The 20,514-nt window shown below is 64.3% G+C and carries 16 protein-coding genes; 7 read left to right on the top strand and 9 right to left on the bottom strand.

Going from position 1 to position 20,514, the window contains the following annotated elements:
- Positions 1-3: 3 nt before the first annotated feature.
- The 5 genes from VEIS_RS14235 to VEIS_RS14215 all read right to left on the bottom strand — a co-directional run bounded on the left by VEIS_RS14235 (position 4) and on the right by VEIS_RS14215 (position 5,589).
- Complete coding sequence (locus VEIS_RS14235) at positions 4-534, bottom strand: MarR family winged helix-turn-helix transcriptional regulator (protein WP_011810655.1); 531 nt, start codon at positions 532-534, stop codon at positions 4-6.
- A 350-nt stretch (positions 535-884) separates the two neighbouring features.
- A complete protein-coding gene (locus VEIS_RS14230) occupies positions 885-2,549 on the bottom strand; it encodes a long-chain-fatty-acid--CoA ligase (RefSeq protein WP_011810654.1) in 1,665 nt (554 codons plus the stop codon).
- On the bottom strand, positions 2,546-3,838 hold the full coding sequence (locus VEIS_RS14225) for an alpha/beta fold hydrolase (RefSeq protein ID WP_011810653.1): 1,293 nt from the start codon (positions 3,836-3,838) through the stop codon (positions 2,546-2,548). Before VEIS_RS14225 ends, VEIS_RS14230 begins: the two co-directional genes overlap by 4 nt.
- 27 nt (positions 3,839-3,865) lie before the next feature.
- Positions 3,866-4,624 (bottom strand): SDR family oxidoreductase, encoded by a 759-nt coding sequence (locus tag VEIS_RS14220; protein WP_011810652.1) that lies wholly within the window; start codon positions 4,622-4,624, stop codon positions 3,866-3,868.
- Entirely contained in the window at positions 4,621-5,589 is a 969-nt protein-coding gene (locus VEIS_RS14215; protein WP_011810651.1) for a Bug family tripartite tricarboxylate transporter substrate binding protein, read from the bottom strand. The genes VEIS_RS14220 and VEIS_RS14215 overlap by 4 nt, the downstream gene beginning before the upstream one ends.
- A 506-nt stretch (positions 5,590-6,095) precedes the next feature.
- Between VEIS_RS14215 and VEIS_RS14210 the strand changes: the two genes are divergently transcribed.
- The 7 genes from VEIS_RS14210 (at position 6,096) to VEIS_RS14180 (ending at position 12,532) form a co-directional block, all read left to right on the top strand.
- The gene (locus VEIS_RS14210; RefSeq protein ID WP_083758634.1) at positions 6,096-7,040 is read left to right on the top strand and encodes a GlxA family transcriptional regulator; all 945 of its coding nucleotides are present in this window, start codon (positions 6,096-6,098) and stop codon (positions 7,038-7,040) included.
- An 86-nt stretch (positions 7,041-7,126) separates the two neighbouring features.
- The gene (locus tag VEIS_RS14205) at positions 7,127-8,374 is read left to right on the top strand and encodes a M24 family metallopeptidase (protein WP_011810648.1); all 1,248 of its coding nucleotides are present in this window, start codon (positions 7,127-7,129) and stop codon (positions 8,372-8,374) included.
- Complete coding sequence (locus VEIS_RS14200) at positions 8,371-9,054, top strand: isochorismatase family protein (RefSeq protein WP_011810647.1); 684 nt, start codon at positions 8,371-8,373, stop codon at positions 9,052-9,054. The genes VEIS_RS14205 and VEIS_RS14200 overlap by 4 nt, the downstream gene beginning before the upstream one ends.
- Before the next feature lie 32 nt (positions 9,055-9,086).
- On the top strand, positions 9,087-9,749 hold the full coding sequence (locus VEIS_RS14195; protein WP_011810646.1) for an ABC transporter permease: 663 nt from the start codon (positions 9,087-9,089) through the stop codon (positions 9,747-9,749).
- Entirely contained in the window at positions 9,704-10,861 is a 1,158-nt protein-coding gene (locus VEIS_RS14190) for an ABC transporter ATP-binding protein (protein WP_232287694.1), read from the top strand. Before VEIS_RS14195 ends, VEIS_RS14190 begins: the two co-directional genes overlap by 46 nt.
- On the top strand, positions 10,858-11,610 hold the full coding sequence (locus tag VEIS_RS14185; RefSeq protein ID WP_011810644.1) for an ABC transporter permease: 753 nt from the start codon (positions 10,858-10,860) through the stop codon (positions 11,608-11,610). The genes VEIS_RS14190 and VEIS_RS14185 overlap by 4 nt, the downstream gene beginning before the upstream one ends.
- A 16-nt stretch (positions 11,611-11,626) precedes the next feature.
- Complete coding sequence (locus tag VEIS_RS14180) at positions 11,627-12,532, top strand: glycine betaine ABC transporter substrate-binding protein (RefSeq protein ID WP_011810643.1); 906 nt, start codon at positions 11,627-11,629, stop codon at positions 12,530-12,532.
- 43 nt (positions 12,533-12,575) lie between these two features.
- Here the strand turns inward: VEIS_RS14180 and VEIS_RS14175 are convergent, their stop codons facing one another.
- Genes VEIS_RS14175 through VEIS_RS14160 form a run of 4 tightly spaced genes read right to left on the bottom strand, consistent with a single transcriptional unit; the run spans position 12,576 to position 20,378 of the window.
- Complete coding sequence (locus VEIS_RS14175) at positions 12,576-14,183, bottom strand: GMC family oxidoreductase (RefSeq protein ID WP_011810642.1); 1,608 nt, start codon at positions 14,181-14,183, stop codon at positions 12,576-12,578.
- A complete protein-coding gene (locus VEIS_RS14170) occupies positions 14,180-15,427 on the bottom strand; it encodes a mandelate racemase/muconate lactonizing enzyme family protein (protein WP_011810641.1) in 1,248 nt (415 codons plus the stop codon). Before VEIS_RS14170 ends, VEIS_RS14175 begins: the two co-directional genes overlap by 4 nt.
- Entirely contained in the window at positions 15,424-16,695 is a 1,272-nt protein-coding gene (locus VEIS_RS14165) for an MFS transporter (protein WP_011810640.1), read from the bottom strand. The genes VEIS_RS14170 and VEIS_RS14165 overlap by 4 nt, the downstream gene beginning before the upstream one ends.
- Positions 16,650-20,378: a hydantoinase B/oxoprolinase family protein gene (locus VEIS_RS14160; RefSeq protein ID WP_011810639.1), complete on the bottom strand. Its 3,729-nt coding sequence runs from the start codon at positions 20,376-20,378 to the stop codon at positions 16,650-16,652. Before VEIS_RS14160 ends, VEIS_RS14165 begins: the two co-directional genes overlap by 46 nt.
- Positions 20,379-20,514 lie beyond the last annotated feature (136 nt).

Here is a 20,514-nt window from a genome sequence, read left to right as displayed (position 1 = left end):
CAGCTACGGCGCGCGGTCGCCGGCCTGCGCGTGCGCCAGCAGGTTGTCGCGGGCCAGGTTGTCCAGCATCACGAGCAGGCTGCGGCGCGTGGTGGCGATGGCCGCCTCGTCCAGGCCGCGCAGTGCCAGGCGGTTGACCTCCTCGGCCAGCGGCACCAGCTTCTGCTTCAACGCCCTGCCGGACGGGGTGAGAAAGACATACATGTTCTTGCGGTTGCCGGCCATCTGCGCGCGCCGGATGTAGCCCAGGGACTCCATCGCACGCAGCGCGATCAGCGTGGTCGACCCCATCACGCCCGCTTCCTGGCTGAGCGCGCGCTGCGTCAGGCCATCTTGCTCCCAGAGGATGCGCAAAAAGCTCCAGTGCCCGAGCGACACACCCTGTGTGGCCAGCCGCAGTTGCAGCGACCGCAGGAAGCCGCGGGCGGCGTCCTTGACCAGATGCGCCATGCGGTCGTTCGGCACCGTTTCGTGCCAATGCTTAAGCAATCGGGTGGAGATTTCGGCTTCACGCGCCGCTGTGAGTCTGGCCATGCGCGCCATTTTCCCAAAGCCGCCCACCCCCACGGGCGCTCTGCGGCATGGCAGCAACGGCACGATGCGCCCGAAGGCGCCCGAAGGGGCTCGGTGGCGCTCGATGGCGGCTGGACGGCTGGACTTGCGCAAGGCGATGGCGGGCCGTCCGATGCCGCTGGCGCGGGCAACGGCACGCCGCCGCTGCCGGGGCCGCAGCGCATGGGCCGCTGTCCCCCCTATCTCCCCCTATCGCGGGGCAGGCGCCGGCTGTCGGGCATGGCGGGTTCCGGCCCTGGCGGTTGCGCCATGCGCCAGGGGGCCAGATAGCGTACTTGGCGACCTGGCGATCTGGCGGCCGGGGCACCCGCTCAGGCCGGAAATAGCTCGCGCAGCCGCAGTTTCCAGAACTTGCCGGTGGCGGTCTTGGGAATGGCGTCCATGAATTCGTAGCGCTCGGGCCACTGCCACTTGCTGAAGCCCTGCTCGCCCAAATGCCGGTTCAACTGCTCTGGCGTGGCCTGGCGCGCGGGCTGGAGCACCACGCAGGCCAGCGGCCGCTCGCTCCAGCGCTGGTCGGGAATGGCCACGACGGCGGCCTCGGCCACTGCCGGGTGTCCCATCAGCGCGTTCTCCAGTTGCATCGAGCTGATCCATTCGCCGCCCGACTTGATCAGGTCCTTGGTCCGGTCGGTCAGGCACAAGTAGCCATGGGCATCGCAGTGGCCGACATCGCCGGTGCGCAGCCAGCCATCGGGGGTGAAGTTGTCCGGCGGCGAGCCAATGCCCGCATACGAGCCAGTGATGTAGGGGCCGCGCACCTGGATCTCGCCGGGGCTTTGCCCGTCCCAGGGCGCCAGGCTGCCGTCCTCGCGCTGCAGCCGCAATTGCACCAGCGGCAAGGGCACGCCGGCCATGGCCGCGCGCCGGTAGCGCTCGTCTGCCGAGGCTGCGCGCAACTCGGGCTTGAGGTAGGACACGGTGGCCAGCGGCGAGGTCTCGGTCATGCCCCAGCCCTGCACGATCCCCAGTCCCTGCGTGGCCAGCGTGCGGATCAGGGACTCGGGCACCGCCGCTCCGCCGACGATCGAGCGCATGCCCGGGGGCAGCCGCCAGCGGCCATGGTCGGGATGGGCGGGGTCTTGCGCGGCGCTGTAGCCCTGGGCGATGCCCATCCAGATGGTTGGCACGCCGAGCGCAAAGGTCGGCTGCTCTTCGGTCATCAAATCCATCAGGTCTGGCGCATGCAGGTGCGGCCCGGGGAACACCAGTTTGCAGCCGAGCATGACTGCGCCGTATGGAATGCCCCAGCTATTGGCATGGAACATCGGCGTGACCGGCAGCACGACATCCTCCCCGCGCAGGTTCCAGTAGTCCGGCAGGCAGGCCGTCAGGGTGTGGAGCATGGCCGAGCGGTGCGAGTAGACCACGCCTTTGGGCCGGCCCGTCGTGCCCGAGGTGTAGCACATGGCGACCGGGTCGCGCTCGCAGTGCGGCACATACCGGAAGGCGGCGCCATCGGCGGCGCGCAGCAGTTGCTCGTAGTCCAGGCCATCGGGAGCCACCGGCGCGCCCGAGAACGCAAACACCACCACCTGCTCGAAGCGGCACAGATGGGCAAACTGCCGGTACAGCGGCAGCAAAATGTCGTCGACGATCAGCACGCGGGCGCCGCCATCGGCGGCGATCCAGCCGATCTCGGCGGGCGACAGGCGCAAATTGAGCGTGTGCAGCACCGCGCCCGCTGCGGGAACGGCGAAGTAGCACTCCAGATGCGCATGGTGGTTCCAGCACAGCGTGGCCACGCGCTCGCCCTTGCGCACGCCCAGGCCCTGCAATGCGGCCGCCAGCGCCCGGGTGCGCCGGTACCACTGGGCGTAGCTGTGCCGCGTCAGCGATTTGTCCGGCAGGCGCGAGACCAGGGTGCTGCTGCCGAACAGTTGGCCGGCCCGTTCCAGCAGCAGGTTGAGCGACAAATCGTCGTCCATCATCGTGGACGGTGGGCCTGCGTCCAGGGCTTGGGGTTCGGTGTTCATGGCGGGCAACGCTCCTGCAGCCAGGGTAGCAATTGGTTCATCTGCTCGAGCGCGCCGGCATTGGGCGGCTCGTCGCCTTCGGGCTCGAAGTAGTGCAGTCTGCGGGGAAACTCCAGCAGGCTCTTGTCGCTGCTGGCCAGCGCATCGATGATGGTTTGCGTGTGGGTGCGCGGATACACGTCCAGGTCGCGGCCGGCGTGCACGACGACCACCGGCTCGGTCACGGCCGGGGCGGTCTTGGCCATGCTGGCATTGCTGCTCAGGCCCGACCAGGTGGACAACCAGGCGTCGGGCGTTTGCAACCGGCCAAAGCCGAGCAACTGGAAGTTCATGATGTCGGGCCGGTCGCTCAGCAAGCTGCCGTAGCCGCGCCCGCTGGGGTCGATGCCGATATCCACATAGTGCGGGTTGGCCATGGTGCGGTAGGTTGCGATGACCGGGGTGAAGGTCGCCTGCGCGATGGCGGCGCGCTGCAGCGGCAGCGGCGCCTGCTCGAAACCCGGCCAATCGCACAGGCTCTCGCCACGGCTGCGTTCGGCGATCAGCGCATGCGCCAGCGCGTCGATCCGCGCCACCCGTTCGAGCTGCTTTTGGCGGTAGCGCCGCAGAAACCCGGCGTCGTATTGCGTCCATTGCGGCGCGGGCCTGAAACCGTTGGCCGGGTCGTACATGTCCAGCGACGGATCGGTCAGCATCGGGTTGTGCTCGTCGACCACCGACGGGTCGATGGTTTCGTTGAGCACCAGCCCCTGTCCGGTGTGGGCGGCGGTGATCATCATCGCGTCGAACGGCGGCATCACGACATCGGCCAACGGCACCGGCCGGCCGGCCGGTGTGTGGCGCAGCCGATCGGACGGCCTGGCCTTGGCCTGCTGCTGGTAGAAGCACCCGAGCGTTGCGCCGCCCGAGTTGCCGAGCCAGACCACCTGCTGCACGCCGCAGGCGTCGCGCAACCAGCAGACATAGGCCGCCAGGTCGATGAGCAACTGCTCGTGCACGCAGTTCAGGTCGTTGTTGATGGAGCGCAGGTTGGCGCCGACGCAAGCGTAGCCGGCGCGCAGCAGCGCAGGAAAGGCATAGTGCTGCGAGAAGTCCACCCGCGGATGGGCCGCGATCACCGCCACCCGGGGCCTGGGGTTGGAGCGGGGCGTCCAGTGCAAGCCCCGCACCTGCACGCCGTCGTGGCTGTCCAATAGCAGGGGCTGGCATTGCGCGAATGCGGCGACGGGCTCGCGAAAGCGGATCCAACTGGCGCGCCAGTAGGTGGCGCAAAGCAAACGGGAACTCATGCGGGGCCTTCGGAAGGTATTGCGCGTCTATGCCGCAGTAAAGCCGCAGTCCATGGACAGCACGGCGCCGGTGGTCGAGGCTGCGCCCTCGGAGCAGAGCCACAGCGCGCCGGAGGCGATCTCCTGCGGCGTGCTGTAGCGGCCCAACGGGTAGTTGCGGCCGCCGCCGGCCATGTCCTGGCCGGCCGAGGAGACGATGCGGCGCGCCATGTCGGTGCTGACGCCGGCAGGGCAGACGGCATTGATGCGGACCCGCTGGCCGCCGTACTGCAATGCGGCGCTGCGCGTCAAACCCAGCACGCCATGCTTGGATGCCGAATAAGCGGCGCAGCGCCTGGAGCCGACCAGCCCCGCTGCCGAAGCGATGTTGACGATGGCCCCGCCCGCGCGCTGGCTCAGCATCTGCCCGATCTGGGCGCGCAGGCAGTGCCAGACCCCGCGCAGGTTGATGTCCATGACCTGCTCGAACAGCGCTTCGTCCTCGTCCAGCAAGGTCTTGCTGGCGCCTTCGACGCCCGCCGCGTTGACGGCGCAGTCCAGCGCGCCGCGCTGCTGCACGGCGCAGGCGACGGCCGCGCGGACCGCATCGCCCTGTCGGACATCGCAGACCATCGTCGCACCCTGGCCGCCGCCCTGGCGCAGCGCGGCCAGCGCGCCGGCCAATGCGCTTTCGTCACGATCGACCAGCAGCACCCAGGCGCCGGCCTGCGCGAACGCCATGGCCGTGGCCTGGCCAATGCCCGAACCGGCCCCGGTGACGAAGGCCGTCTTGCCGTGCAGGCTCATCGCTCGATCACCACGCCCGAGCGCTGCACCAGCGAGCGCCACAGTTCCATGTCGCGCTTCATCACCGGCTGAAACTCCGGGCCGTCCATCCAGTTGACCGTGATGTTCAGCTCGTCGAACAGCTTGCGCATGGCCGCATCCTCGCCAATGACGCGCAGTTCCTGCACCAGCCGGGCGGCGATTGCGGGCGGCAGCTTGGCCGGCGCCATGAAGGCGTACCAGCCGCCGGTCCAGTTGACCTCCTTGAAACCCTGCTCCAGGAACGTGGCCACATGCGGCAGCGAAGACGCGCGCTTGGGCGCAATCACCGCCAGTCCCTTGAGCGTGCCGCGCTGGATATGCGCGCGTGCCGTGGCCACCGTCAGCAGCGCCATGTCGATCTGGCCACCGAGCAGGTCGGTCAGTGCCGGCGCTTCGCCCTTGTAGGGCACGTTGAGCATCTCCAGCTTGGCCGACTGGTTGAACACCTCCAAAATGACCTGGGGGCCGAGCGCCGTGGTGCCGAAGGTAAGCCCTTTGCCGGGCGCGAACTGCGCCAACTCGGTCGCGGAGTCGACCTTCAGGCTGGCGCGGGCCGCCAGCACGGTCGCCGCCGCACCGATGCGGCACAGCGGCGTGAAATCGGCGATCGGGTCATAGCCTGCGTCCTTGAACTGCACCGGGTTCTGGATATGCTGGGTCAGCGTCAGCAGCAGCGTGTAGCCATCGGCGGGTGCGCGCGCCACCGCCAGCGTGGCCGGAATGCCGTTGGCGCCAGGCCGGTTTTCCACCACCACCGGCTGCCCCAAGCGTTCGCCGAGCCGCCGGCCAAATTCACGCGCCAGGACATCGGCCGTGCCGCCGGCGGTCACCGGAACGATGACCTTGATCGGGCGGCCGGGCCACGGCTCCTGGGCCTGCGCCAGCGCGACCGGCCCGGTCCAGGCCGCAGCCCCCAGCAGTTGGACGAAAGCGCGTTTTTTCACCCTGTCTCCTTGTTCGTCATGCTTGGTTGTTCGTCATGCTTGGTTTTTGCCGGCGATCCGACACTGGCGGCCCCGGATTCCCGAGGACCCCCAACGCAGCGGATGGCACCTTGTGGCGGCAGAACCCGCGCCTGGCCGCAGGCCATGGCGCGTCGCCTGATATGCAACAGCTATCCGGCTTCGGCACATTCTGCCATCCCGCAAGGATGGGCCGATTCTGGCGCAATGGCAATGGGCAGGACGCTGACGGCCCCCCGTGGAAAACCCTGCACATTCCGCCGCCATCGGCGACGGCGCAGGCGCCCACCGTTCGAGTCCACGCGCGGCGCGCGCGGCCTGCTTGGGCCGATGGGCCCGGATGCGTGCTTTCTTGACCGGGCTGTTACAGCCTTCTAAGCTACGGGCCGGGGTTCGAGCCTTCCGGGCAGACCTGGTATCGGGAGAAAAAGGTGCAGCCTGCGCGCACCATCCGCTTTGGGGTCCTCATATTTCCAAACTTCCCGTTGATGGCATTCAGCGCCATCATCGAGCCGCTGCGCGCTGCCAACACCCTCTCGGGCGAGCCGTGCTATTCCTGGGTCACCGTCAGTCCCGGCCAGGACAGGATCCATGCGTCCAACGGTATCTGCATCGAACCGGATTTCGCGGCCTGCGACGCGCCAACCGTCGATCGCATCGTCGTGTGCTCCGGCGGCAATGCCGACCATCTCGTCGCGGGCGACGAAACGGCCTGGATTCGCCGCAACCTGCTGGCCGGCGCCCGGCTGGGCGCAGTTGCCGATGCGGCCTTTTTCCTGGCCCGGCGGGGGCTGCTCGATGGCCATGCCTGCACGCTGCATTGGACCAGCCAGCCGGCCTTTCGCGAGACCTTTCCCGGGCTGGACATGCGCCCCGATCTTTATGTCATCGACCAGAACCGCTTCACATCGGCAGGCGGCGTCGGCAGTCTGGACATGATGATCGAGATCATTGCCCGGGACTACGGGCCTGAACTCTCGGTGCAGGTGGCCCAATGGTATGTCCACAGCCCGCTGCGCCCGGATGCCGATCGCCGCATGCTGGCGCTGCGCATCAGGACCGGGATCCTGGACGATTTGGTGCTCAGGGCGATCGCGCTGATGGAGGATTCGGTCGAGGAGTTGCTGCGCATGGATGCGCTGGCCCGGCGGCTGGGTATTTCGGCGGACAAACTGGAGCGTGCTTTCAAAGCCGAACTGTCGATGTCCCCGAACCGGTACTACAGGAGTCTGCGCCTGCGCCGGGCCGCCGATATGCTGACCCATTCCGGGTTGCCGGTGAACGAGGTGGCCCTGGCCTGCGGCTTCGCCAATCCGGCCAATTTTTCCCGGGCTTTCAAAGACCATTTCGGCTGCCTGCCCAAGGATGTGCGCAAGCGCAAATCCGTCTCGGGCGAATCGCCGCGCCCGGTCACGGCCATCCGCCAGGGCTGATGCACGGAATCGGGCATATTTTTTGCGGATTATCTGCAACTGCGCCCGAATCAAATTGCCTATGCTCGCCGCAAAGGTGGTGACCCATGAGCATTGTTGCATTCGATCCCTCCGGCGGGATGTGGCTGTCCGATACCGAGCCTTCCTTCATCGACGTCGATGCCCTGCGCCAGGGCCGGCTGGCAAGGCTGCGCGCCTGGATGAAGCAGTCCGATTACGGCGCGGTGGTTCTTTTCGATCCCTACAACCAGCGTTATGCCACCGGTTCGCGCAATATGTTCGGGTATTTTCTGCGCAACTCGACGCGCTATTTTTTCATCCCCGCCGAAGGCGCCATCGTCCTTTTCGAGTATCCGCAGAGCCAGCATGTCTCGATGGCCCTCGACACGATAGCCCAGGCGCGGCCGTCGAAATTGGTCTGGTCCGCAGTATCCGGCAAGGACGATGAAACCGCCGGACCCTTTGCCGACGAAATCGCCGACCTGCTGCGCCAGCATGGCGGGGGATCGATGCGCCTGGGTCTGGACCGTTGCAGCCATTTGCAAGCCCTGGCGCTGACCAGGCGCGGCTGCGAGGTCCGCGATTGCCAGGGCGAGATACTGGCCGTTCGCGCCATCAAGACGCAAGAGGAGATCAAATGCCTGCAAGTATCGATGGCCGGCGCCGAAGCGGCGGTGGCGGCGGTACGCGCGGCCATCGAGCCGGGTGTTTCGGAGAATGATCTTTTCGCCATCATGTACCACGAGGTCATCCGGCAAGGCGGCGAATTCATTGAAACCCGGCTGCTGACTTCGGGGCAGCGCACCAACCCCTGGTTCAACGAAGCCGGCGGCCGGAAAATCCGGCCGGGCGAATTGATCGCCCTCGATACCGACACCATTGGTTGCTACGGTTATTACTCGGATTTTTCACGCACCTTCCGCTGCGGCCCGGGAAAACCCACGGCCGAGCAGAAATTGTTGTACCGGATGGCCCACGACCAAGTGCAGCACAACATTGCCATCGTGCAACCGGGAATGGCTTTCCGCGAGGTCGCAGAAAAAGCCTGGAAAATACCCGAGCGCTTCGTCGAGCAGCGCTATACGTCGGTGATGCATGGTGTCGGCATGCATGGCGAGACACCTTTCATCGCGCACGCAATGGATTATCAGACCTATGGCTGTGACGGGCATCTGGTTCCGGGCATGGTGCTTTCGGTGGAAAGCTATATCGGCGCGAAAGGCGGTCGCGAAGGGGTGAAGCTGGAAGACGAGATCCTGATCACGGAAACCGGCACCGAACTGCTGTCGCGTTTTCCTTATGAAGATGATTTTCTGAGCGGGGGGCCGGGATGAAAAAGCCGCTGCGCATCGGGCGCGGCCAGATCGGCGCCCTGTTCATCGATTTTCAGGAGGAGCATCGGCAGGATGCGCGCTATCTGGTCGAGCATTATGGCGCGGTGCTGGCCAATGCCGGGCGGCTGCACGCTGCGGCGCGGCGCAACGCGGCGCCTGTGTATCACTGCGCTTATGTCGTCGACATGGCCGAGTTCAGTGCGGCATTGCACCCGGTTCAGCCCGACGGCAGGTCTGCCTTTAGCGACAAGAATGATCCGCTGACAGCGGTTTGCCACGAAGTGGCTCCCGGGCCGAACGAGCGCTTGCTGGTCAAAAATCAGGCCAGCGCCTTTGGCGCCGGCTCGGTGCTCGGCGCGCAATTGAAGGCGGCCGGCATGCCATGGCTGGCCGTCTGCGGTGTCTGGACCGAAGCCTGCGTCGCGGCCAGCGTGCAAGACGCCATCCGCCTGGGCCTGCGCGTGCTTTTGGTCAAGGACGCCTGCGGCAGCGGCTCCGGCGCGATGCACCAGACAGGGATATTGAACCTGGCCAACCGGCTCTACGGCGGCGCGGTGGTCGACACCGGCGCGGCGTGCCGCCTGCTCGATGGGCAGACCGTGGATGCCTGGCAGGTTCAGGGCGCGGTTCCGCTGCGCTACACCTGGGCCGATGCGGCGGAACTTTATCGGGCACTGTGACAAGCGGCCGATCCCTTGAATGGACGATCCGAATGGAGATACTGCAATTCATCGCCGACAACGCCCGCCTCATCGGCACCCGCACCATCGAGCATGTCGCCATCGTCGCCGTGGCAATCGGCATCGCCATCGCCACGGCAGTTCCGATCGGCATCGCGATCACCCGCTCCAAAGGCTTGGCCGACATGGTTCTGCGCCTGGCATCGATGATGGTCACCGTGCCATCGATCGCGCTCTTTGGTTTGATGATGCCGTTGTTGTCGCCGATGGGCCACGGCATCGGTTATGTGCCGGCGGTGATTGCCGTGATTCTTTATTCGCAGTTGCCCATCATCCGCAACACCTATACGGCGATTGCCAACATAGACCCGGGGTTGCGCGAGGCCTCGCAGGGCATGGGCATGAGCAGTTGGCAGCGGCTGCGCCAGGTTGAAATCCCGCTCGCGCTTCCGGTCATCATGGCCGGCGTGCGCACGGCCGTGGTGATGAATATCGGCGTCACCGCCATTGCCACCTATATCGGCGCCGGCGGCCTGGGCACTTTCATCGCCCGGGGCATCAGCCAGTCCCACCCGCAGCAACTGATCGTCGGGGCCTTGGCGCTGTCCTTGCTGGCCATGGCTGCGGACCTGTTGTTGGGATGGCTGCAATGGGCGATGACATCCAGGGGCATCCGGACCGAGGCCGCGCGATGATCCGCCTGGAGCATCTGAGCAAATTCTTCGGCCCCCCGGCCCATCGCACGGCGGCGGTCGATGACATCGATCTGGAACTGCCGGCCGGCGAAATCTGCGTTCTGCTCGGGCCTTCGGGCTGCGGCAAGACCACGACGATGAAGATGATCAACCGGCTGATCCAGCCGAGCAGCGGCAAGATCTTCATCGACGGCAGGGACACCAGCGCCATGGACCCGATCGCGTTGCGCCGCTCGATCGGCTACGTGATACAGCAGATCGGTCTGTTCCCGCACAAGACCATTGCCGACAACATCTGCGTGGTGCCGGATTTGCTCGGCTGGGACCGCCGCAAGTCCCGCGCCCGGGCCAGGGAGTTGCTGGAGCTGGTCGGCCTGCAGCCCGACCTGTTCTGCAAGCGCTATCCGAAGGAACTGTCGGGCGGACAGCAGCAGCGTGTCGGCGTATTGCGGGCCTTGGCCGCCGATCCGCCGGTGATGCTGATGGATGAGCCTTTCGGCGCCATCGACCCGATCAACCGGGAAGTCATACAGGACGAATTCCTGAAGATGCAACAGACCATCCGCAAGACCATCATCTTCGTTTCGCATGATCTGGACGAGGCGGTGAAGATGGCGGACAAGATCGCCATCCTGCGCAGCGGCAAGCTCGAACAATATGCGACGCCCGAGGCCCTGCTGGCGCGACCGGCGAATGCCTTCATCGCGAATTTTCTCGGCTCCGACCGGACTTTGAAGCGGCTGCGGCTGCTGCGCGTCGGCGCGGTCATGTCGGCCCCGCCCGAGAGTCTCAGGCCGGACGACCCGATCAGCACGGCGCGCAGCCTGATGCACGCCTCGGGCCTGGCGGCGATGGCGGTCGTCGATGCCGACGGCATCGCGCAAGCCATGCTGACCCGGGAAGCGGCCGAGCACGGCGGCGGCAGCGTCAGCGCCCATGCCGAGCCGGTGCGGGCTTCGATCGGCATGGACGCGGATGTGCGCAGCGCCTTGGCGCTGATGCTGGCCCATGACATGCCGGTGCTGCCCTGCATCGACGCTGCCGGCAGGCTGCAAGGTCTGCTGAGCTACCGTGCCATCGTCAGGAATCTGGGCCGGGGGGAGCGCGCATGATTCCTGCCAGGTCGGGCCGTGCCGCAGCGCTGGGCCGCATGGCGCCCGCCTTGTTGCTGCTCGTGCTGGCAGCCCTGCTGTACCGGCTCTGGAGCAGCGGCATGGCCGCCGAGATACTCACCCACCGGGACGACATCTGCTACCTGGGCTTGCAGCATCTGGAACTCGTGGCCTGGTCCGGCCTGCTGGCGATCCTGGTGGCGCTACCGGCGGGGATCGCTCTTTCGCGGCCGTCCTGGCGCGCAGTCCCGGAAGTCTGCATGCAGTTGTTCAACATCGGCGGCACCATCCCCACCCTTGCCGTCCTGGCGCTGTCGATGACGCTGCTGGGCATTGGCATCGTTCCGGCCGTCTTCGGCTTGTGGGCGGTGACCTTGCTGCCCATCGTGCGCAATACCTATGCCGGTCTGCGCGCCGTTCCGCCGCATCTGCTCGAAGCCGCACGCGGCATGGGAATGACGCCGGCCCAGGTGCTTTGGCGCGTGCAATTGCCGAATGCGCTGTTCGTCATCTGCGGCGGCATCCGCACGGCCCTGGCCATCTGCGTTGGCTCGGCGCCGTTGGCGTTTCTGATCGGTGCCGGCGGGTTGGGCGAGTTGATCTTCACCGGCATGGCGCTCGACGACTTGCCGATGATGCTGGCCGGCGCCATTCCCACCGCGCTCATCGCGGTGCTGCTCGATTTCCTGATCGGCCAGGCCCAATACCACCTCGTCCCGCGCGGCATCGATCCCCTGCACCCATACTGAATGAAGGATGAATCCCATGACACGGCTATCGCAACGCCTCCTCTCGGCCCTCATCGCAACGGCCTTGTGCCTGCTGCCCGGTGCCGCAGCATGGGCCGATCCGGCCCCTTCCCTGACGGTTGGCGCCAAGGACTTCACCGAGCAACTGATCATGGCCGAGATGACCAGGCAGTTGCTGCAAAGCAAGGGCTACACGGTCCACAAGAGAGACGGCATGGGCACCAAGATCGTCCGGGCCGCGCTGGAAAACGGCGAGGTCGACCTCTATTGGGAGTACACCGGCACTTCGCTGGTCATTTTCAACAAGGTGACGCAGCGGCTGTCGCCGCAGGATGTTTACCAAAAGGTCCGGGAACTCGACGGCAAAAAAGGCTTGGTCTGGCTGGCGCCGTCCAAGGTCAACAGCACCTATGCCGTCGTGGTCCGGCCGGACAATCCGAAGACCGACGGCATGAAGACCATTTCCGATCTGGCGGCCGGCTACAAGTCCGGTAACACCATCGCGATGGGCATGACGGCAGAATTTCCCAAACGGCTCGATGGCCTGATCGGCCTGCAAAAGACCTACGGCTTCGAGGCCGGGCGCGCCAATGTGCGGCCCATGCAACTGAACCTGGCCTACAACGCGCTGGCCAACGGGGATCTGGACACGGTGGTCGCGCAGGCCACGGACGGGCAGATCGTCGCGCTCAATCTGCGCATGCTGGCCGACGACGCGGGCTTTTTCCCCAACTATGCGATGACACCGGTGATCCGCCAGAAAGTCCTGGATGCCCATCCCGGCCTCAAAGCGGTGCTGGAGTCGATTTCAATGAAACTCGACGACGCGACGATGCAGCGCCTGAACAGCGAAGTCGATGTCCGGAGAAAGCCGATCGAAGCCGTGGCCAAGAGTTATCTCGAAGAGGCAGGGTTGCTCTGACGCAACGGGAGTCCGGCCCCACCCGGCGCCGCAGCGGCTACGGTCAGCGATACTCCCCGAGAATCATCGCCGCCCCCTTCTCCGCCACCATCATCGTGGCAGCGTTGATGTTGCCTGAAGTGATGTTCGGAAACACCGAGGCATCGACAACCCGCAAGCGCTGCACACCGTGCACCTTCAACTCGGCGTTGACCACTGCCGTGGCGGCGTCCGGCCCCATTGCGCAAGAGCCGCACAGGTGGTAGATGGAACCCGCCTGCTCGCGGAAGAACTGCAACATGCCGGCCTCATCCGTCACCGCGCCTGCCGGGCTGACTTCTTCCACGATCAATGCGCGCAAGGCCGGCGCCTGGCTCAGTGCACGAATCAGGCGCGCGCCTTGTACCGCTTCGTCCCTGTCCTTTGGGGTGCTCAGGTAATTGGGGCGTATCGCTGCCGGCAGGTCTGCATCTGCGGCGGCAATTTCAATGCTGCCGCGACTGTCGGGACGGCACGGGTTGTAGGCCAGCAGGAAGCCCGACCAAGGGTCGGGCTTCAGTTTGGCCTTGGGGTCTTTCGGAATCGTGTAGGACAGCGGATTGAAATACAACTGAATGTTTGGCTCCCGCTCCAGCGCGCTGCCCTTGAAAAATCCGCCCGCCTGATTGACGCTCATCGCCAAGGGGCCGCTGCGCTTGAACAGGTATTGCATGCCCGCCGCCAGTTGCCCATGCCACGTGCCCAATTCATCATTGAGGGTCTTGCACCTGGCGCGAAAGTAAAAGGATGCGCATAAATGATCCTGCAAATGGCGGCCAACCGCCGGCAAATGATGGCGCAGCGCAATCCCGTGGCGCGCCAGCAATGCAGCCGCGCCAATGCCGGACAGTTGCAACAGCTTCGGCGTATCCACCGCGCCGGCGGCAAGAATGACTTCACGATGGGCGTAAAAGCGGCGCAACTGGCCGCGCTGACGCACCAGCACGCCATGGGCGCACTGCTGGCCATCGAACAGAATCTGTGCGACCTGCGCCTCGGTCTCGACCTGCAAACGACTGCGCCCCAGGGCTGGATGCAGGTACGCAACCGCGCTGGAATCGCGCTTGCCGTTGCGGATGCTGGCTTCATAGATGCCGGCGCCTTCAAAATGCGCGCCGTTGAAATCTTCATTGAGCGGGTAACCCGCTTGCTGGCAGGCTTGCAGATAAGCCCGGCACATCGGATGCGCGCCCTGCTTCATCGGCGTGATGCCCATCGGGCCGTCGCCGCCATGCCAGGGGGTTTCACCGAGCGGATGCGATTCCATCTTTTTGAAATAAGGCAGCACCTCGCGATAACCCCAACCGGGGTTGCCCGCCGCCTCCCAGTCGTCGAAATCGCGCGGCTGGCCGCGCACATGGATCATGGCATTGATCGCGCCGGAGCCGCCGATCACTTTGCCGCGCGGCGCATACAGGCGGCGCCCGGCCATCTCCGCCTCCGGCTCGCTGTAATACATCCAGTTGTAGCGCGGGTCGTAGTACGTCTTGACAAAGCCGAGCGGCAGTTTGAGCCACCATGAGTCATCCTTGCCGCCCGCTTCCAGCAGCAATACACTGTGCGATTCGCTCAAGCGGTTGGCGAGTATGCAGCCCGCCGAACCCGCCCCGACGATGATGAAGTCGACATTCACCGCGCAACCTCATCACTCCAGCGCTTCTTCCAGCTATCGCTCGATGGCTGCTTGACGTCGAAAGGCTGGGGGTCCATCGTGATGTGCAGCCGGCTGCCGACATAGGGCGCATTGGCTTCCACCACGTCCATATTCAACTCCACCCCCAGACCTGGCTCGCGCGAGGGGATGATGAAGCCGTCCTCCCACTGAATCGGTTGCTTCAGAATCTCGGCATGAAAGCCTTGCCAGGTCATGATGCTTTCCTGAATCAGGAAGTTGGGCGTGGCGGTTGCCAACTGAACGCTGGCTGCCGCACCGACCGGGCCGTTGTACAGATGCGGCGCGATCTGGGCACAGTGGACTTCGGCGATGCCGGCGATTTTCTTGGCTTCCAGAATGCCGCCGACACGTCCCAGATTCATTTGCAGAATCGAGGCGCCGCCGCGCTGGAGCAAGTCGAAGAATTCATATTTGGTGGTCAGGCGCTCGCCCGTGGCGATGGGAATGGAGGTCTTGCCAGCGACCGCTGCCATCGCATCGACCTGCCCCGGCGGCACCGGTTCTTCGAACCAGAGCGGGTCGTATTTTTCCAGCCGCCGCGCCAGACGCACCGCCGAGGCCACGGTCATCTGTCCATGCGTGCCGAACAGCAAATCGCATTTGCTGCCGACGGCCTCGCGTATCTTCTTGCAGAACTCTTCCGACTTGTCCATCACTTCCAGCGACAGATGGTGGCCGGAATAAACGCTGTACGGCCCGGCCGGGTCGAACTTGACGGCGGTAAAACCCTGTTTCACCAAGTCCACTGCGCATGCCACCGACAGGTCCACATCATCGTAGTCGTGCTCGCCCTTGGCATTTTTCGGATAGAGGTAGGTGTAGGTGCGCAGGCGCTCATGCACACGGCCGCCGATCAATTCATACACCGGTTTGCCGGCGGCCTTGCCGATGATGTCCCAGCAGGCCATCTCCAAGCCGCTGACGATGCCCATCATGGTCAGGTCGGGGCGCTGCGTGAAGCCGCTGGAGTAAGCCGCGCGGAAAAACCGCTCGATGTGGTGCGGGTCATGATCGAGCAAATGCCGCTCGAACACGTCATCCATGGCGCAGGCGACCACCTTGGGGTGAAATGTGGAGGCGTAGATTTCGCCCACGCCCTCGATGCCGCAAGCGGTTTTCAGGGTGACGAAAATCCAGTACATGCCGCCGATATAGGGCGGCGGCACGGCAACCACATGGGATTTCATCGATATGATTTTCATTGCTGCACCTTTTCTCGTTGGGTCAGGTTTTTGAAGTAGAAAGCGACTGCCGTGCCGCCCAATCCGCAGGCGACGATGTAGCCGAAATATATTTTGTAGCCGGGCAGGCCGGGATAGTGGTACGAGATGGCGCTGTTGATCATGGGCAGGAAAATATCCGGCAAATAGGCGATGACGGAGACGATACCGATGGCCAGGCCGGTGATTTTTTCCGGCACCGCGCAAGACTCCAGCAGCGACCAGTACAAACCGCGTATGGCATAGGTCATCACGCCGATCAGGATGACGAGGGTCAGCATAAAATAAACGCCGCTGCCCGCCGGAAAAAGAATCAGCGCAGTCAGGCCGAGCGCGGCCAACAGCATGCTCCAGGCCAGTGTCGCCGCGTTGCCGCAGCGGTCTCCCAGAAACCCGCCGACTATCCCTCCGACAGGACGCATCCATAGCTTGATGACGGTGATGACGCCGGCGGCAACTGCGCTCATGCCGTACCCCTGTTGTAAATAGGCGGAGAAAGAATATGTCGCCCAAAATATCTGGTAGCCGCAAAAAATGATCAGCGCCATGAGCCACAAGCGGGGTATCGCAGCGAGTGTTTTGAGGTCTTGCCAAAGTCCGCCGCGCACTTTCGTCGGAGCGGGTGCGGCGGCAGGTTCTTGCCCAAGAAACACCAACACCAATAACGCAATCGCCAGGCAGGTGAAGGAGTACATATAAATGACCGGGCGCAACGCTGCCTGTGGCGCTGCGTCACTGGCCATGGCAAACAGGGCGACGGCGGCAGTCGCCAGCAGCGCTTCGATCAAGCCGCGCCCACCATCCAGAATGCCGAAGAAACGCCCCTGCTCAGAGGCCTGCGCCAACAGCTTGACGCCTTTGATCAGGGAGGCCCAGAACGTCAGCCCCGCCGCCAAGCCCCAACCGATGAAAATCCAACGCAGCGCGGCAGGGCCGGGATAGGTCGAAAACCACAGTCCCAGCAAACCCACCACGGACAATGAAAAACAGATCAGCAGGCGCGGTGAAAACCGGTCGGCCAACCAGCCACTCGGCAAATAACTCAGCGCATAGATGATGCCGAGCAAGGAATAGAATTGGCCGAGTTCGTCAGCAGAAATGCCAAATGCTGCCAGAACGCTGGTCTCAAAATTCTGGCGCAGGTAGAGCAATGGATAAATCGCTCCCGCTGCCAAAAGCAGCAGGGAAAACTGCAAATAGCGTTTCAGATTGCGCGAAGGTGGTGCGTGCAGCATGGTGTTGCTCGACATGGACTCTTTCCTGTCGTTGTCTCGTTGTGTGATGCAGTGGATTGGCGGGAAACCGGCCCGTAGCCGCCGCCACCGGGGGTTTCGATAATGATGGCGTCCTGGGCATCGAGCTCCATGGATTGGCAAGGTTCGAGATGAATCACCGTGCCATCGGCCTTTTGGACCCGGTTCATCCCCAGGCCTCCGCCATTGCCGCCGGCCATGCCAAACGGTGCGACGCGGCGGTTGTTCGACAGTATCGAGACGGTCATTGGCTGCAGGAAACGGATGCGCCGGCTTGCACCGTCACCACCACGGTGCGCGCCATCTCCGCCGCTGCCTTTGCGAATCCTGTAGCTCTCCAGCAAAACCGGATAACGAAACTCAAGGACCTCCGGATCCGTGATCCGCGAGTTCGTCATGTTCGAATGGACCGCGCTCGCACCGTCGAATGTCGCGCCTGCGCCGCAGCCGCCCGCTATGGTTTCCATGTATTGGTACTGATCATTGCCGAACGACAAAACATTCATCGTGCACTGGGATGATGCCAGCACGCCCAATGCGCCATACAGGGCATTGGTGATGCACTGCGAGGTTTCAACGTTGCCCGCGACCACGGCGGCCGGGTAACGGGGATTCAGCAGCGAGCCATCGGGAATGATCACTTTCAGCGGCCTGAGGCAACCGGCGTTCAAAGGTATTTCGTCGTCAACGAGTGTCCGGAACACATACAAGACCGCCGCCATGCAGATCGCCGACGGCGCGTTGAAGTTGTTCGGCATTTGGGCCGAGGTGCCGGTAAAGGCTATGCTTGCCGAACGGGCGCTGCGATCGATCTCGATCGCAACTTTGATGACTGCGCCGTTGTCCGTGGTCAGTGTGAAATCGCCATCGTCCAAGGCGGTGATGACATGTCGCACGGCCTCCTCTGCATTATCCTGGACATGCCGGGTGTACGCCTGCACGACATCGAGTCCGTAATGCTTCACCATCTTTTTCAGTTCCTGGACGCCTTTCTCGTTGGCGGCCACCTGGGCGCGCAGATCAGCCATATTCAATGAGGGATTGCGCGCCGGGTACTGTCCGCCGGAGAGTAAATCGAGTGTCTCCTGCTCGCGCATGCGGTTGCCTTCAATCAACTTCCAATTGTTGAATAGAACACCCTCTTGCTCGACCGAGGTCGAGTGCGGCGGCATCGAGCCCGGGGTAATCCCGCCGATGTCGGCGTGGTGGCCGCGCGATCCCACATAGAAGCTGATTGCCTTGCCGTCTTGCGAGAACACCGGTGTGATGACTGTGATATCCGGCAGATGGGTGCCGCCGTGATACGGGTCGTTGATGACGTAGACATCACCTGCCTGCATCTGGCCGGCGTTCTCGCGCATCACCGTTTTGACACTTTCGCCCATCGAGCCCAGGTGCACCGGGATATGCGGCGCATTGGCGACGAGATTGCCGTCCCGGTCGAAAAGGGCGCACGAAAAATCGAGCCGTTCCTTGATATTGACTGAATATGCCGTCTGCTGGAGACGAAGCCCCATCTGCTCGGCAATGGACATGAACAGGTTGTTGAAAATCTCGAGCATGACGGGGTCTGCGCTCGTGCCGAGCGCGCGGCGTTCAGCGCGGGCATCGAGGCGGGTCATCAGCATGTGATCGAGGGCGGTGATCTCTGCCTGCCAGCCTGGCTCCACGATGCTCGTGGAATTTTGCTCGGCAATGATCGCCGGGCCTTTCACTTTATCGCCCGGCCGCATCTGCTCGCGCAAGAAGACGGGGGTCGGGTGCCATTGGCCAGCGCTGAACATCGGCACCGTTTCTTGCGCGCTCAACGGCTTTTCCCTTTCCGGGAAAACCGGGGCCTGCCCACCGAGCGGCGACGAGGAGCCAACGGCCTCGACGGCGACGCTTCCCGCGATGAGCGCGCGGCCCGGCATCAGAAAAGAGAAACGGGCCTTGTAGGCCGCCTCGAACCGACCGCGCATCGCGTGCTCATCACCGAACGCGACGGACAGGAAGGTGTCGGTGCCGTCATAGCGCAGGTGCACCTGGCGCAGCACGCGGATGTGGGCCTCTTTCACCTGCTGTTCGCGCAATTGCGCCCGCACCTCGCGCTCGAGCCCCGCAAGCGCGCGCTCTATCTGCGGCAGGGACGCAGCTTCGAGCTTCAACTCGACGGTTTGTTCGCGCATCGCGCTCTGCTCGGACAGGCCGATGCCATAGGCAGAAAGCACGCCTGCGAATGGGTGCAGGAAGATGCGTGTCATGCCGAGTTGATCGGCGACCAGGCAGGCATGCTGGCCGCCTGCGCCACCAAAGGTGTTCAACACGTAGTCCGTCACGTCATGGCCACGCGCGACCGAAATATGCTCGATAGCATGGGCCATGTTGCCGACAGCGATCTCGATGAAGCCCTCGGCGACCTGCTCGGCAGTGGGCCGGCGGCCTGTGGCCCGAAGGACTTCATCGGCCAGCGCATTGAACTTTTCACGAACGATGTCCGCATCGAGCGATTCGTCGGCGCCCGGTCCGAATACCTTCGGAAAACGGGCGGGCCGGATCTTGCCGAGCATGACGTTGCAGTCCGTGACAGCCAACGGGCCGCCGCGCCGATAGCTGGCGGGGCCGGGATTGGCTCCGGCGGAATCGGGCCCGACACGGTAGCGGCTGCCGTCGAAATGCAGGATCGAGCCGCCGCCTGCCGCAACGGTGTGGATGCTCATCATCGGCGCGCGCATGCGCACCCCCGCGACCTGGGTCTCGAACGCGCGCTCGAATTCGCCGCAGTAGTGCGACACGTCGGTCGAGGTGCCACCCATGTCGAAACCGATGACCTTGTCGAAGCCCGCAGAGGCGGCGGTGCGGGCCATGCCGACGATACCGCCGGCGGGGCCCGACAAGATCGCATCCTTGCCCTGGAACCGGCCCGCGTCGGCAAGGCCGCCATTGGACTGCATGAACATCAGTCGCACGTTCGACATCGCGCCGGCAACCTGCTCCACATACCGGCGCAGGACGGGCGAAAGGTAGGCGTCCACCACCGTCGTGTCGCCGCGCGGGATCAGTTTCATCAAGGCACTGACCTTGTGCGAAACCGAGACTTGGGTGAACCCGATGCTGCGCGCGGCAGCCTCGATGGCCCGTTCGTGCGCGGGGTAACGGTAACCATGCATCAGCACGATCGCAATCGATCGATAGCCGGCCTCAAACGCTTGCCGCAGATCGGCCCGGGTGCGCCCGTGGTCCAGCGGCTCGAACACCGTGCCGTCAGCGCCGATGCGTTCGGCGACCTCGTACACCTTGCCGTAGAGCGGTTCGGGCAGTTCGATGTGGAGGTCGAACAACCTGGGCCGGTTTTGGTAGCCGATCCGCAATGCGTCGCCGAAACCGTTGGTGATGAAAAGGACGGTGTCCTCGCCCTTGCGCTCCAGCAAGGCGTTGGTGGCCACCGTGGTGCCCATCTTCACGACCTCCACTTGGGCGTCCGGGATGGGTTCGCCCTTGCCGAGACCCAGCAGACGGCGGATGCCGGCCACTGCGGCATCCGCGTACTGCTCCGGGTCCTCGGACAGCAGCTTGTGCGTGAGCAGCGTGCCGTCAGGCTTTTTGGCGACGATGTCCGTGAATGTGCCGCCACGGTCGATCCAGAATTGCCACTTGGCCTGCCCGTCGGTGTGCGTGCGCTCGGAAGATGACGAACCCATGATGATTTCTGGCGCAGGGATTGCTTGAAAGAGATCGGACCCGAGACCATCGTCAGCGGCACCTGAACATGGCGATGCTGTCTGGCAGACAGTGTTGTGAGCCTGTCTGTGCCTCGCCTGAAAATAAGCGACGGCG

Origin of the sequence: Verminephrobacter eiseniae EF01-2 (assembly GCF_000015565.1) — a bacterium.
GTDB classification, from domain to species: Bacteria; Pseudomonadota; Gammaproteobacteria; order Burkholderiales; family Burkholderiaceae_C; genus Acidovorax; species Acidovorax eiseniae.
This window is presented reverse-complemented; position numbering and strand designations above follow the sequence as displayed.

Bases quoted from the DNA above. Each gene is read 5' to 3' on its own strand.
- VEIS_RS14235 (WP_011810655.1), bottom strand. From the start codon at position 534: ATGGCCAGACTCACAGCGGCGCGTGAAGCCGAAATCTCCACCCGATTG.
- VEIS_RS14230 (WP_011810654.1), bottom strand. From the start codon at position 2,549: ATGAACACCGAACCCCAAGCCCTGGACGCAGGCCCACCGTCCACGATG.
- VEIS_RS14225 (WP_011810653.1), bottom strand. From the start codon at position 3,838: ATGAGTTCCCGTTTGCTTTGCGCCACCTACTGGCGCGCCAGTTGGATC.
- VEIS_RS14220 (WP_011810652.1), bottom strand. From the start codon at position 4,624: ATGAGCCTGCACGGCAAGACGGCCTTCGTCACCGGGGCCGGTTCGGGC.
- VEIS_RS14210 (WP_083758634.1), top strand. From the start codon at position 6,096: ATGGCATTCAGCGCCATCATCGAGCCGCTGCGCGCTGCCAACACCCTC.
- VEIS_RS14205 (WP_011810648.1), top strand. From the start codon at position 7,127: ATGAGCATTGTTGCATTCGATCCCTCCGGCGGGATGTGGCTGTCCGAT.
- VEIS_RS14200 (WP_011810647.1), top strand. From the start codon at position 8,371: ATGAAAAAGCCGCTGCGCATCGGGCGCGGCCAGATCGGCGCCCTGTTC.
- VEIS_RS14195 (WP_011810646.1), top strand. From the start codon at position 9,087: ATGGAGATACTGCAATTCATCGCCGACAACGCCCGCCTCATCGGCACC.
- VEIS_RS14190 (WP_232287694.1), top strand. From the start codon at position 9,704: ATGGGCGATGACATCCAGGGGCATCCGGACCGAGGCCGCGCGATGATC.
- VEIS_RS14185 (WP_011810644.1), top strand. From the start codon at position 10,858: ATGATTCCTGCCAGGTCGGGCCGTGCCGCAGCGCTGGGCCGCATGGCG.
- VEIS_RS14180 (WP_011810643.1), top strand. From the start codon at position 11,627: ATGACACGGCTATCGCAACGCCTCCTCTCGGCCCTCATCGCAACGGCC.
- VEIS_RS14170 (WP_011810641.1), bottom strand. From the start codon at position 15,427: ATGAAAATCATATCGATGAAATCCCATGTGGTTGCCGTGCCGCCGCCC.
- VEIS_RS14165 (WP_011810640.1), bottom strand. From the start codon at position 16,695: ATGTCGAGCAACACCATGCTGCACGCACCACCTTCGCGCAATCTGAAA.
- VEIS_RS14160 (WP_011810639.1), bottom strand. From the start codon at position 20,378: ATGGGTTCGTCATCTTCCGAGCGCACGCACACCGACGGGCAGGCCAAG.